Source organism: Roseomonas rosulenta (assembly GCF_016106005.1).
Classification (GTDB): Bacteria; Pseudomonadota; Alphaproteobacteria; order Acetobacterales; family Acetobacteraceae; genus Neoroseomonas; species Neoroseomonas rosulenta.
Genome location: NZ_JACADR010000115.1, coordinates 1 through 13,219 on the forward strand (window position 1 = coordinate 1; position 13,219 = coordinate 13,219).

Here is a 13,219-nt window from a genome sequence, read left to right on the forward strand (position 1 = left end):
GGCCGGCGCGCGGGCGCGCGAGCTGCTCGCCGCCTTCGGCCTGGCCGGGCGCGAGCGGCACCCGCCCGGCAAGCTCTCGGGCGGCGAGCAGCAGCGCGTGGCGATCGCGCGTGCGCTGGCGAACCGTCCGCGCGTGCTGCTGGCGGACGAACCCACCGGCAATCTCGATGTCGGCACCTCGGACCGCGTCTTCGCGGAACTGCTGGACCAGGTGCGCGGGCATGGTGTGGCGGCGCTGATCGCGACGCACAACCCCGAACTGGCGCGGCGGATGGACCGCATCGTGACGCTGCGCGACGGGCGCATCGCGGCTGACGCCCCGTGAGCGATACCGAGGCCGCCAAACCTCGCCGATGACCGTCGTCGGGCTTGCACCGCCGGCAGGGCCCGATTGGAGGCCAGACCCGCAAGCCGATGCTGGCCGCCGGGCGATTGTGGGCGTAGCGTTCTCCCCCCGCGGCGGCCACGCCGCGCGTCGGATCGGGAGGGTCGCCATGTCGCAGCCTACGATCACCTTCAATGACGGCGCAGCCTATGAGGACTTCATGGGCGTCTGGAGCCGGCTTGCCGGGACCGTCTTCCTCGAATGGCTCGCGCCACGGCCAGGATTGCGATGGGCGGATATCGGCTGCGGCAATGGCGCCTCGAGCGAGATGCTGCTGGATCTCTGCGCGCCGGCGATGATCGAGGGCATCGACCCTTCGCCCGCGCAGCTGGATTTCGCGCGCAAGCGCCTCGCCGGCCGCCCGGTCCGCTTCGAGCAGGGCGGCGCCCTCGACCTGCCCTATCCGGATGGCAGCGTCGATGCCGCCATGATGGCGCTGGCGCTATTTTTCGTTCCGTACCCGGCGCGCGGCGTGGCGGAGATGGCGCGCGTGGTCGCACCGGGCGGCATCGTCGCCGCCTATTCCTGGGACATGCTGGGCGGTGGCTTTCCCATCCACCTGATCCATGAGGAAGCGGAAGCCCTGGGCCTGGTGGTGCCGCGGCCGCCCTCCATCGAGTCATCGCGGCGCGAGGACATGCACGCGCTCTGGGTGGCGGCCGGGCTCCGGGATGTCGAGACCCGGGCGATCACCGTGACGCGAAGCTTCCCGAGTTTCGAGGCGTACTGGCGCACCAGCCTGAGCGGCCCGACCCTGAGCGGCGTCATCGCCCGTGCCCCGGCAGGCGCGGGTGCGGCGCTGCGGGACCGCGTCCGCGCCCGCGTGCCGGATGACGCGGCCGGCGGCGTCACGGTGACGGCTACGGCGAATGCGGTGAAGGGCGTGAAACGCTGAAGCCGGCCGCCGCGCAAGGCTCCGGGCGGTTCGGCGCAGCGGGTGCCGCGCCGCGCCAGGCTGGGCTACCCTGGCGGCTGCCGGCGAGTCCCCCATGAGCGAAGCTTCCTCCTTCATCCACCTGCACGTCCATTCCGCCTATTCGCTCAGCGAAGGCGCGATCAAGGCCGACAAGCTGGCCGCCCTCGCGGCCGACCACGGCATGCCGGCGGTGGCGCTGACCGACAGCGCCAACATGTTCGGCGCGCTGGAATTCGCCGAGGCCTGCGCCAAGAAGGGCATCCAGCCCATCATGGGGTGCCGGCTGTTCCTCACGCGCGCCGAGGCCGACCCGGACCGCCCGGATGCCGCCCGCCAGGCTCCCGACCCGCTCGTGGCGCTGGCGATGGATGCGGCGGGGCTCGACAATCTCCAACGGCTCTCCTCGCACGGCTATCTGCGCGACGATCCCTCGGGCAGGCCCGCCATCACGCTGGACCTGCTGCGGCAGCATGCGGCGGGGCTGTTCCTGCTGACCGGCGGCACGCTCGGCCCCGTCGCGCGGCTGTTGGGCGAAGGCCGGCGCGATGCCGCCGCGCGCATCCTGCATACGCTGCGCGAGGCCTTCCCCGATCGGCTCGCGGTGGAACTGCACCGCCACGGCCTGCCGCAGGAAGCGGCGATCGAGGCCGGGCTGCTGGCGCTGGCGCAGCAGGCCGGCCTGCCCATCGTCGCCGCCAATGACGTGTACTTCGCCAAGCCCGAGATGCACGAGGCGCATGACGCGCTGCTCTGCATCGCCGAGGGCCGCACCATGGCCGAGCGTGACCGCCGGCGCGTGACACCCGAGCACTGGTTCAAGCCGGCTTCCGCCATGCGCGCGCTGTTCCGCGACCTGCCGGATGCTTGCGACAACACGCTCGCCATCGCGCGCCTATGCGCGGTGATGGCGGAATCGAAGAAGCCGGAATTGCCCGTTTGCCCCAAGGTGGCGCCGGGGATGACCGAGGCCGAGACGGTGCGCGCCATGGCGAAGGCGGGGCTCGAGAAGCGGCTCGATGCGCTTGTGCCCGCCCCCGATGCCGAGGCGCGCGAGGTCTACCGCAAGCGGCTCGACTACGAGCTCTCGGTCATCGAGAAGATGGGCTTCTCGGGCTATTTCCTGATCGTCGCCGACTTCATCCAATGGGCCAAGGCGCAGACGCCGCCCATTCCGGTCGGCCCGGGGCGCGGCTCGGGCGCTGGGTCCGTCGCCGCCTGGGCGCTGCTGATCACCGACCTCGACCCGCTGCGCTTCGGGTTGCTGTTCGAGCGCTTCCTGAACCCCGAGCGCGTGTCGATGCCCGACTTCGACATCGACTTCTGCCAGGACCGGCGCGACGAGGTGATCCGCTACGTCGTCAACGAATACGGCGCGGACCGCGTCGCGCAGATCATCACCTTCGGCAAGCTGCAGGCGAAGGCGGCGGTGCGCGACGTGGGGCGCGTGCTCGGCATGCCCTATGGCCAGGTGGACAAGATCGCCTCGCTGATCCCCTTCAACCCGGCCAAGCCGGTCACGCTGTCCCAGGCGATCGAAGGCGAGCCGCGCCTGCAGGAGATGCGCGATTCCGACGAGCAGGTGGCGCGCCTGCTCGACATCGCGCAGCAGGTAGAAGGGCTGTACCGCAACGCCTCGACCCATGCGGCCGGCGTGGTGATCGGGCGCAAGCCGCTGATCGAGATCGTGCCGCTGTATCGCGACCCGCGCTCGGACATGCTGGTCACGCAGTACTCGATGAAATACGCCGAGGCGGCGTCCCTGGTGAAGTTCGACTTCCTCGGCCTCAAGACGCTGACGGTGATCGAACGCGCGCTCGAGATCCTCGCGAAGCAGGGCATCCGCGTCGACATCAGCGCCATCCCGCTCGATGACGCCAGGACCTACGCAATGCTGGCGAAGGGCGACGCGGCCGGGGTGTTCCAGTTCGAAGGGCAGGGGATGCGCGACTGCCTCCGGCAGATGCGCGCCAGCCGCTTCGAGGATTTGGTGGCGGCGGTCGCGCTCTATCGCCCTGGGCCGATGGCGAACATCCCGGCCTATTGCGCGCGCAAGGCGGGCGAGCCCTGGGCGGCGCCGCATCCAGCGATCCACCACGTCCTGGCCGAGACCTACGGCATCATGGTCTACCAGGAACAGGTCATGCAGATCGCGCAGGACATGGCGGGCTATTCGCTTGGTGCCGCCGACCTGCTGCGTCGCGCCATGGGCAAGAAGATCCGCTCCGAGATGGAGGCCCAGCGCAAGATCTTCTGCGACGGCGCCGAGGCGCGCGGCATCGAGCCCGCCAAGGCCGCCGAGATCTTCGACCTGATGGAGCGCTTCGCCGACTACGGCTTCAACAAGTCGCACGCCGCGGCCTATGCGCTGGTCAGCTACCAGACCGCCTGGCTGAAGGCGAACCATCCGGTGGCGTTCATGGCGGCGTCGATGACGCTCGACCTGTCCAACACCGACAAGCTCGCGGGCCACATGCAGGAATGCGCGCGGCTCGGCATCCCGATCCTGCCGCCGGACATCAACCGCTCGGGCGCCGAGTTCCGCGTCGAGACCACGCCCGAGGGCAAGGAGGCGATCCGCTTTGCGCTCGCCGCGGTGAAGCGGGTGGGCGAGGCGGCGATGCGCGACCTCGTTTCCGCGCGCGATGCCTCGGGTCCGTTCCAGTCGCTCGCCGACCTCGCGGCGCGGGTCGATCCGAAGCTGCTCAACAAGATGCAGATCGAGAACCTGGCCCGCGCCGGCGCCTTCGAGCCGCTCGAGAAGAACCGCGCCCGCGTCATGGCCGGGGCCGAGACGCTGCTGCGCCGCGCCCAGGTCAGCGCCGAGGAACGCGAGAGCGGCCAGATCGGCCTGTTCGGGGCGGATTCGCAACGAACTGAGCCGCTGCGGCTGCCCGAGGTCCCCGACTGGCCGCTCTTCGAACGCCTGGCGCATGAAGCCGAGGCGGTCGGCTTCCATCTCTCGGCCCATCCGCTGGACACCTACCGCAAGGCCCTGCAGCGGCTGGGTGTGACGCCCTCGGCGCAGATCGCCGATCGGGCGCGCTCAGGCTCGGCCCGGCTGAAGCTGGCCGGCACAGTGGTGAACGCGAAGGAACGCACCACCAAGACCGGCAGCCGCATGGCCTGGGTCCGGCTCTCCGACGCCCAGGGCAGCTACGAGGTGACCTGCTTCTCGGAAGTGCTGAACCGCTCGCGGGACCTGCTGGCCGAGGGCAAGGCCGTCCTGGTGAGCGCCGATGCGCGCATGGAGGGCGAGGCGCTGCGCCTGACGGCGACCGATTTCGAAAGCCTGGAGAAGGCGGCCAATGGCGCGGGCGGGGGCATCCGCCTCTGGATCGAGGACATCCAGGCGGTCGATCCGATCCGCGACATCCTGGCGCGCGAGGGCCGTGGGCGCGGGCGCGTCGTGCTGGTGCCGCGCATCGCGATGGGCCAGGAGGTGGAGATGGCGTTGCCCAATGGCTGGAATGTCGGGCCGCGCGTGCTGCAGGCGATGAAGGTGCTGCCGGGGGTCTCGGCGGTGGAGGAGATCTGAGGCTGGGGTGCCGCGGAAGGCCAGCGGAACGCTCCTGCGGCCGGAACTTAATTTTCCATAATATACCTTATGCGGCAATCAGACGCGAAGGGCGATGACGGACCATGCCCGCACGATCGCCCGGGATCCTGCGCCCTCGCCTCGTCGCGCGTCGCCGCTGCGGCGCAGCCAGGACATCGCGCCAAACGAGGCACCCGGCGCAGGGCGGACCGTCTTCAGCCGGGAAATCCCGCACGGCACGGTCATGGCAACCCGCGAGCGACCGCATCGCGCCCCACGGATGAGCCGCACGCCGCTTCTCCCGCCCTGGCGCCCCGCGCGCCCCCAGGCCATATCGGCCGGAAGCGCCGCGGGTTTCAGTCGGCGAAGGCCGGCATGAAGGGCCGCGCCTCGAGGAACGCCCCCGCCGCGCGCAGCACCAGCGCATCCGCGCAGCGCGGCCCGGCGATCTGCAGCCCGATCGGCAGCCCCTGCCCATCCCGCCCGCAGGGCACCGAGACGGCCGCGCCATGCGACAGGTCGAAGGGGTAGGAGAACTCCGCCCAGACCAGCCAGTCCCAGGCGTGCTGCGGCCAATGCGCCGGGCGCTGGCGCCCGACCTCGAAGGCGGTGACCGAGGCGGCCGGCGTCACCAGCAGGTCCCAGCCGGAGGCGAACCACTCGCCGACCTCGGCCGCATAGGCGATCCGCCGGCCCTGTGCGGCGATCGCCTCCGCCAGCGTCATGCCGGCGTAGTCGTCGAGGCAGGCGACCAGGCCGGGGTCCTGCTGCGCCCGCCGCGCCGGGTCGGTCTCCATGAAGGGCAACATGGCAATGCCCCAGAGGCCCCGCTCCAGCCCAGGCCCCTTCGGCCCCCAGGGCGGCGTGACCTCCTCCACCCGCGCCCCGGCCTCCTCGAAGGCCGAGACCGCGCTGCGCACGGCCGCGGCCACCTCGGGGTCCACCCGGGCATGGCCGAGGTCGGGGCTATAGGCGATGCGCAGCCCGCGCAGGTCAGGCGGCCCGACATCGGCCGCCCGGAAGCCGCCGGGTAATGTCGTATGGTCAGAGGGATGCAGCCCGGCCATGACTTCCAGCATGAGCGCGGCATCCGCCACCGACCGGGTGATCGGCCCGGCATGGGAGAGCGACTGGTTGTTCGTGACGGGCGCATAGGGAACCAGCCCGAAGGTCGGCTTGTGCCCCACCGCCCCGCAGAAATGCGCCGGCAGCCGGATCGACCCCGCACCATCGGTGCCGAGATGCAGCGCCCCGCAGCCCGCTCCGGCCAGGGCCGCTGCGCCCGAAGATGAGCCGCCTGCCGTAACGCCATGTTTCCAAGGATTATGCGTATGTCCGGTCAGCGGGCTGCTGCTGACCGCCGTCCAGCCATACTCGGTGGCGGTGGTCTTGCCGAGGATGATCCCCCCCGCCCGCTTCAGCCGCTGCACCACCGGGGAATCATGGCTCATGGGCGCGGGGTCGGTCAGGCGCGACCCGCGCCGCGTCGGCAGGCCGGCCACCGCGGTAATGTCCTTCACCGTCACCGGCACGCCGTGCAGCGGGCCGAGCGGCCCATCGCCCATCGCCGCAGCCTCGGCCGCGCGCGCGGCTGCCAAGGCGCGCTCGCCGTCCAGCGCGGCGAAGGCGTTGAGCCGCGGCTCCCAGGCCTCGATGCGCTTCAGCACGGCCTGCGTCACCTCGACCGGCGAGGCCCGCCGCGTGCGGATCAGCCGCGCCTGCTCGGTGGCGGGCAGCGTGGCCAGGTCGGTCATGCCACATCCCTCCAGGCCGCGATATCGAGGAAGGTGGACTGGTAGCAGGCCCCCTCGCCCATGTCGGTGCGGCGTTCGTCGCACAGCATGTTCACGGTGCCCGAGACCGCCTCGGTATCCGGACGCTGGCCGGGCACCAGCACCACGCCGGGCTGAACCTCGTCGCTCACGCGCAGTACCAGGCCGACCTTGCCGCGATCGTTGAACAACAGGACCTTCTGGCCCTCGGCGAGGCCGCGGCGCGCGGCCTCATCCGGGTGCAGGATGGCGCAGGGCTCCCCTTCCCGCCTGCGCAGGAAGGGCGAGGCGGCATAGGCGGTATGCGCCTGGAAGTACCCCGGTGCGGTCAGGAGGCGCAGCGGCCAGCGGACGGCGTCGGCCGTCTCGATGGGGTCCTCCTCCCAGACCGGCATGGGCGGGACCCCCTGCTTCGCGAGCGTCTCGGAGAAGATCTCCAGCCGGCCGGAGGGGGTGCGGAATTCCTGCGCCGCCGGCGGGGTGACCTTCACTGGGCCGTCGAAGACCCGCGCCGGGTCCACCGCCGCGATGATACCCGTCGCGCCCTTGAAGAACTCCGGTACCAGGTCGCGTGGCGCGGCGGAGAAGACCGCATCCGTCAGGCCCATCCGCCGGCCGAGTTCCTGCGCCAGGTGGAAATTCGACCGCGCCTCGTGCTGCGGGGGTATCGCCGCCGGCGCGTACTGCATGCGGTAGGAGCCGTAGGACCGGAAGAAATCCTCCGTTTCCAGATAGGTGGTGGCCGGCAGCACGATGTCGGCATAGCGCGCCGTGTCGGTCAGGAAGGGATCGTGGACGACGGTGAAGAGGTCCTCGCGGCTGAGCGCGCGCCGTAGGCGGTTCACGTCCGGGTTGGTCACGGCCGGGTTGTTCGCGGCAATGAACAGGGCGCGCAGCGGCGGGTCCCGCATCTCCTCCAGCGCTTCGCCGAGGGCAAGATGGTTCACCATCCGCGCGTTTGCCGGGCCTGACGGGCGGTTCAGGACGCCGAACTGGAAGTCCATGGACCCTGCGGCCAACAGCAGCGCCCCGCCCCCTTCCCGCCCATAGGCGCCGGTCAGCGCCGGCAGCGTCGCCACCGCCCGCAGCGCCTGGCCGCCTTTCGCCAGCCGGGTCATGCCCTCGCCCAGGCGGATCAGCGACGCCTTGGCGGCGCCGTACATCGCCGCGAGGCGCTCGACATCCGCCACCGACAATCCGGTGATCTCCGCCACCCGCGCCGGCGGGAAATCCGGCAGCACCTCCGCCGCCCATCGTTCGAAACCAAGCGTATGCGCGGCGATGTAGTCACGGTCCAGCAGCCCGTCCCGCAGCAGGACATGCGCGATACCGCAGGCCAGCGCCGCATCCGTGCCGATCCGGATCGGCAGGTGCCAGTCCGCCCGCGCCGCGGTCTGGCTCCGCCGCGGGTCGATCACCACCAGCTTCACGCCCGTCTTGCGGACCTTCTCCAGCAGCGCCCAGAAATGGACGTTCACCGCCATCAGGTCGCAGCCCCAGGCGATCACCAGGTCCGAATGGATCACGCTCTCGGGGTCGGTGCCGCCGACCGGGCCGCAGGTCATGTCCCAGGCGGTCTCGCAGCAGGTGTCGCAGACCGTGCCTGCCTGCAGCCGCGACGCGCCGAGCGCATGGAACAGCCCGCTCACCAGCCGCCGGTTCATATGCCCCTGATGGGCGGAGTAGGCGTAGCCCAGGATCGCCTCCGGCCCGCTCTCGGCGATGATGGCCTTCCAGCGGGCGGTGATCTCATCGAGCGCGGCGTCCCAGGTGATTGGCTCGAACTGCCCGCTCCCCTTCGGCCCGGTCCGGCGCAGCGGGGTGCGGAGACGGTCGGGCGAATGCACCACCTCCATGTCCCGATTGACCTTCGCGCAGGCGAAGCCGGCGGTATAGGCCTCGTCCGGGTCGCCCTGCAGGCGCACCAGGCGGCCCTCCTCGACCTCCGCGATCAGGGAGCACATGTCGGGGCAGTCATGGGCGCAGACGACGCGGGTCCTGGGCATGGCGGGGCTGTCCTTCGGGGCGACCCGGGCAGTCTCGGCACGGAGCGCGCGCCGTGCAACCGGGGGCTTGCCAGCGCCGGCGCCGCAAGGGACGAAGGCGCGCCACCTGCCCCGGACCCGCCATGACCGACGCCGCCACCGCCACGCTGCACCTGATCGAGGTCATGGCCCGGCTGCGCCACCCCGAGACCGGCTGCGCCTGGGACCAGGTGCAGGACTTCCCGACCATCGCCCCCTACACGATCGAGGAAGCCTACGAGGTCGAGGACGCGATCGCGCGCGGCACCCCGGCCACCCTGATGGACGAACTCGGCGACCTGCTGTTCCAGGTGGTCTACCACGCCCGCATGGCGGAGGAGCGCGGCTGGTTCGCCTTCGCCGACGTGGCGGCGGCCATCGCCGACAAGATGGTCCGCCGCCACCCGCATGTCTTCGGCCCGGAGGAGACCCGGACCGCCGAGCAGCAGGTCGCCGCCTGGGAGGTCCAGAAGGAGGCCGAGCGCGCCGCGCGCTCCGAGACCGGCACCCTGGCCGGCATCCCGGTCGGCCTGCCCGCACTGACCCGTGCGGCCAAGCTGACGCGCCGCGCCGGGCGGGTCGGCTTCGACTGGCCCGACGCCGCGGCGGTGCTGGACAAGCTGGAGGAGGAGGCGGCCGAGCTGCGCGCCGAACTTCGCTCAGGACCGCAGGCCGCGAATCCTGCAGCAATACGGGACGAGGTCGGCGACCTTCTGTTCGTCCTGGCGAACCTTGCCCGAAAGCTCGACCTCGACCCCGAGGATTGCCTGCGGAGTGCCAACCGGAAATTCGAGCGGCGGTTTGGATACATTGAACAAACACTTCGTATTGAAGGAAAATATCCGTCGGACAGCACGCTGCCGGAGATGGAAGCGCTGTGGTCCGAGGCAAAGCGCCGCGAGCGTGACGGTATCTGAGTCGCGATGCGAGTTATCTCCTTCACGGCGCTGTTTCTGTGATTTCTCTCAGCCAGCGAGGCGTTCGCCCAGCCGCAGCGCGTGCTGGAGGAGGCCGGTCGCGCCGGGCGGATCGCCGTAATCCCCAGGGGCCAGGGGGAGGCACTGCGCCTCACCCGCGGCGGGCACACCCTGTTCGAGGCCCGCGCCCAGCGCTTCGAGCCCTACCCCGGCACCGGGCGGATCGACCTGGCCGAGGGCGTATCCGCCATCGCCATCACGGCGTGGACCGGCGGCGCCTATTGCTGCTGGACGCTGTATCTGTTCCAGCGCGGGCCGCGGGGGCTGGCGCACGTCGCCTCGCTGCCGCTGGGCAAGCGCGAGCCCGGCATCCTGCGCCTTACCCCGCCCGGCGACCCGGCCATCCGCCTGGCCGATGCCGCCTTCGACTTCTGGGATGCCCCGGCGAGCCTGGCCGCCGACCTGCACCCGACCATCCGCTTCCGCTGGACCGGCCGCGCACTGGAACCCGATGTCGCAGCGATGCGCCGCCCGGTTCTGGCGGCGCTCGGCACCGCCTGCGCGGACATGGCGGCGCCGGATGACCTGCCGCTGCCCGAGCAGAGGATCACCACCTATCCCGACAGGCCCGCGGCCGTCGCCGCGCTCCGGTCGCGCGACTGGTCGTCGCGCGATGGCGCGCATCCCGGGGTAGAGGCGGCGCGCCTCGCCGCGTGCCTGATCTACTCTGGCCACGCGACCGAGGCGCAGAGCCTGCTTCGCGAAGCCTGGCCCGCCGGCGTGCCGGGGCTGGCGGAGACGGAACGCCAACTGGCAGCACGCCTCGCCTGCAGCCCGTTCGCGGGCGCGGTGCGCGCGGCCAACCCGCCACGCGCGCCCTACACCACCGCGCTGTGCCGGCCGAACGGGGCGGATTACACCGCGGTCTTCGGATTGGACTGGAGGTAGGCCGCCGGCCCCGGCAGACCCCGCGGCCGGCTCAGCCCGGGCGCGTCTCCGCCCTTACCGTCACACGGCCCTCCGGCAGCGGGATGAACTCAGCCTCGTCGCCGGGGACCTTGGCGAAGCGGCCCGCCTTCCAGTCGGCCTTGGCCTGCTCGAGCCGCTCGCGCGAGGAGGCCACGAAGTTCCAGTGAAGGTAGCGCGGCCCGTCCATCACCGCCCCGCCCAGCATCAGGAGGCGCGCGCCCTGTGGCCCGGCCGTTATCGCCAGCGCATCGCCGGCGCGGAACACCAGCATCCGGCCGGCCTCGAAGGTCACGCCCGCCACGCTGACGCTGCCCTCGACAACATAGGCGCCACGTTCCTCGTGCCCGTCCGGCAGCGGCAGACGTGCGCCTGGCCCCAGCAGCGCATCGGCGTAGAACAGCGGCGAGGAGACCTCGACCGGCGCGCGCAGCCCCCAGCCCTCGCCGGCAATGAGGCGCATCCTCACGCCCTGGTCGTCCACCAACGGCAGCGCGGCGGCGTCGTGATGGGCGAAGGCGGGCGCGCTCTCCTCGGCGTGCTTGGGCAGCGCCACCCAGGACTGGATGCCGAACATCCGCCGCGCCCGGTCGCGCTGCGCCGGATCCGTGCGCTCGGAATGCACGATGCCGCGTCCGGCGGTCATCCAGTTCAGCGCCCCCGGACGGATCGGCTGCGCCGAGCCGAGGGAATCCCGGTGCAGGATCTCCCCCTCGAACAGGTAGGTGACGGTGGACAGGCCGATATGCGGGTGCGGGCGGACATCGAGCCCCTGCCCGCTCAGGAATTCCCCCGGCCCCATCTGGTCGAAGAAGATGAAGGGTCCGACCAGTTGCCGCTCGCGTGCCGGCAGGGCGCGGCGCACCTCGAAGCCGCCCACATCATGGGCGCGGGGGATGATGACGGTCTCGATGCCGGGCGGTGGCGGTGGGCAGAAGGGGTCTGTCTCGTCGAGGGTGGACATGGGAACTTCCTCCAGGGGAGCGAGGGAGAGTTTGGCCCGCCCGTCCGCCGCCGCCAGATGACGCCGTCGATCGGCATCATTCACGCCGCCGATCGTGCGCGATAGCTCGAGCGTTCAGCGGCCGCGCGGGTTTGGCAGGCAGGCGTAGGCGCGACCGGAGGCACGCGTCGCCCCGCGGGTGACCACCGAAAGGGTGGGTTCCCTCCGATAGGCCGCGGGATCCGTCCCGTGGGGGCGCGCCGCGAGCAGAAGGGCAAGCGCCTCGCGGCTCATCGCGTCGCCCAGCTGGTCCGACAGGCTGGCGAGCGTCGCGATGGCCAGCTGGACATACTGGACGTCGACGCGCGACCAGTCCGGGCCGCTCGACCAGCCGCGCTCGCGCATCGCCTCGCCAATCTCGCGCCAGGTCCGAAAGGCCGGCGCCCCGCGCGTTACCGGTGCAATTGCGAACCGGTAGGCAATGCCGTCGGGCGGTGGAAGCCCGTCTCGGGCCCGGAGGAAGCGTCCCGCCAGGAAGTTCGTCATCCAACCCAGCACGGCGCGGGCGTCGGCGCTGCCGCGCACCGCCGCCCTGGCGACGACGCTCGCGAAGTAGTCCTGCTGCCAGGGTGCCAGGGCGCCGGCATCGCGGTATTCCCCCGGCAGCCAGCCATGAGCCTCGCCCTGCGCGGCGGTCCAGGCGGCGGTTTGCGCCCGCAGCCACGACCAGTTGCCCGCGGCTGCGGCGCGCAGATGGGTCGCATTGGGGTCGTCGTCGGGCACGATCCAGGCGGCCTCGTCGAGCTGACGCAGCCCCCAGGCGCTGCCGCGCACCTCGCCGCCATTGACGACGACCACGTCGCCTTCGCGCGCCGATGGCCGGCGACCGGCAGGATAGGTCGAGACGACGGCGCGCGCGCCCTGGGCCAGCACCTCGTCGAGAAAGGCGCGGCGGCCGGTCAGCAGGTAGGGCACGAAGGCGACGTCAGGCTGGTGAGAGTGGTCGGGCGTCCAGCCGCTGTCGGTCGGGATCGGCTGCGTGAGGCTGCGCGGCGGCGCGCCGCCACGCGGGTCGGTCCAGAGCCCCGGCCAGCGGCGCGTGTCGAGCCAGCCGCCGGTGCCGTCCGAACCGCCGCCGGGATCCCAGAAATGCCAGGGAATGCCGCCGCCGGCTTCCGCCTGGCCTATGGCGTAGGCCGCGGCGCGGGGATCGCCGCTGATCAGCCAGGCCGCCTGCCAACCGGTGGCGGGACCGATGTCGAAGCGTCCGCCCGCGGTCGGCATATAAAGGGTGAAGCCGCGCGGCGCGAAGGGTGCGTTCCAGGCTGGCGCCGCCGTGTCCGTGGCGAAGCGGGCCAGCAGCGCCTCATCGACGCCGTTCGCGCCGTCGTAGCGAAGCACCGCGCCGAGATCCGCCAGGTAGGCGACGTCCGGATGAACCTGCGGCGGCGGCGGTGCTGCGCCCGCGGGGCCCAGATGCAGGACCCGCCCAAGCCCGGTGTACTGGTACTGGCGGATGCCATCGAACCGGAGCACCTCGCGCTCGCGGTGCAGCACCCGCAGGCCATAGCTGGCCGTGCCGCCGCCCGGACGCATCGCCACGTCGTTGCGCAGCCAGATGTCTGCCCACAGCGTCCCGTCGCGGCGCAGCGCCAGGTCGGCGACCAGCCGGAGCGAGGCGGGCCCGCCCGCGGCCGCCGCGGGCACCGCCGCGGCGATGCGGATCTGCCGCGCCAGCGGGCCCGCCTGCCAGGGCCGGCT

General features: G+C 71.8%; 9 protein-coding genes. 5 read left to right on the forward strand and 4 right to left on the reverse strand.

Going from position 1 to position 13,219, the window contains the following annotated elements; genetic code table 11:
• From HW578_RS14550 to dnaE, 3 genes are all read left to right on the forward strand, one after another.
• The coding region (locus HW578_RS14550; protein WP_198371271.1) for an ABC transporter ATP-binding protein at positions 1 to 325 on the forward strand (325 nt) is incomplete at its 5' end.
• A gap of 169 nt (positions 326 to 494) precedes the next feature.
• Complete coding sequence (locus HW578_RS14555) at positions 495 to 1,280, forward strand: class I SAM-dependent methyltransferase (RefSeq protein WP_198371272.1); 786 nt, start codon at positions 495 to 497, stop codon at positions 1,278 to 1,280.
• A gap of 94 nt (positions 1,281 to 1,374) precedes the next feature.
• The gene (gene dnaE, locus HW578_RS14560) at positions 1,375 to 4,836 is read left to right on the forward strand and encodes a DNA polymerase III subunit alpha (protein WP_198371273.1); all 3,462 of its coding nucleotides are present in this window, start codon (positions 1,375 to 1,377) and stop codon (positions 4,834 to 4,836) included.
• Positions 4,837 to 5,192: 356 nt separating this feature from the next.
• Here dnaE and HW578_RS14565 read toward each other — a convergent pair whose 3' ends face one another.
• On the reverse strand, positions 5,193 to 6,590 hold the full coding sequence (locus HW578_RS14565) for an amidase family protein (protein WP_198371274.1): 1,398 nt from the start codon (positions 6,588 to 6,590) through the stop codon (positions 5,193 to 5,195).
• The gene (locus HW578_RS14570; protein ID WP_198371275.1) at positions 6,587 to 8,614 is read right to left on the reverse strand and encodes a molybdopterin-containing oxidoreductase family protein; all 2,028 of its coding nucleotides are present in this window, start codon (positions 8,612 to 8,614) and stop codon (positions 6,587 to 6,589) included. The genes HW578_RS14565 and HW578_RS14570 overlap by 4 nt, the downstream gene beginning before the upstream one ends.
• Positions 8,615 to 8,736: 122 nt before the next feature.
• On the opposite strand from HW578_RS14570, the gene mazG reads away from it, so the two are divergent.
• Positions 8,737 to 9,549, forward strand: a complete 813-nt coding sequence (gene mazG / locus HW578_RS14575) for a nucleoside triphosphate pyrophosphohydrolase (RefSeq protein ID WP_198371276.1) — start codon at positions 8,737 to 8,739, stop codon at positions 9,547 to 9,549.
• Between the two features lie 81 nt (positions 9,550 to 9,630).
• Positions 9,631 to 10,497: a hypothetical protein gene (locus HW578_RS14580; protein WP_198371277.1), complete on the forward strand. Its 867-nt coding sequence runs from the start codon at positions 9,631 to 9,633 to the stop codon at positions 10,495 to 10,497.
• 31 nt (positions 10,498 to 10,528) lie between these two features.
• Here the strand turns inward: HW578_RS14580 and HW578_RS14585 are convergent, their stop codons facing one another.
• Both HW578_RS14585 and HW578_RS14590 read right to left on the reverse strand, forming a co-directional pair.
• Positions 10,529 to 11,479 (reverse strand): pirin family protein, encoded by a 951-nt coding sequence (locus HW578_RS14585; protein ID WP_198371278.1) that lies wholly within the window; start codon positions 11,477 to 11,479, stop codon positions 10,529 to 10,531.
• 114 nt (positions 11,480 to 11,593) lie between these two features.
• Positions 11,594 to 13,219: hypothetical protein (locus HW578_RS14590; protein WP_198371279.1), on the reverse strand; the 1,626-nt coding region annotated here is incomplete at its 5' end.

What these genes read in the sequence shown, in the direction of transcription:
- HW578_RS14555 (WP_198371272.1), top strand. Translation starts at nt 495, where the DNA reads ATGTCGCAGCCTACGATCACCTTCAATGACGGCGCAGCCTATGAGGAC.
- dnaE (WP_198371273.1), top strand. Translation starts at nt 1,375, where the DNA reads ATGAGCGAAGCTTCCTCCTTCATCCACCTGCACGTCCATTCCGCCTAT.
- HW578_RS14565 (WP_198371274.1), bottom strand. Translation starts at nt 6,590, where the DNA reads ATGACCGACCTGGCCACGCTGCCCGCCACCGAGCAGGCGCGGCTGATC.
- HW578_RS14570 (WP_198371275.1), bottom strand. Translation starts at nt 8,614, where the DNA reads ATGCCCAGGACCCGCGTCGTCTGCGCCCATGACTGCCCCGACATGTGC.
- mazG (WP_198371276.1), top strand. Translation starts at nt 8,737, where the DNA reads ATGACCGACGCCGCCACCGCCACGCTGCACCTGATCGAGGTCATGGCC.
- HW578_RS14585 (WP_198371278.1), bottom strand. Translation starts at nt 11,479, where the DNA reads ATGTCCACCCTCGACGAGACAGACCCCTTCTGCCCACCGCCACCGCCC.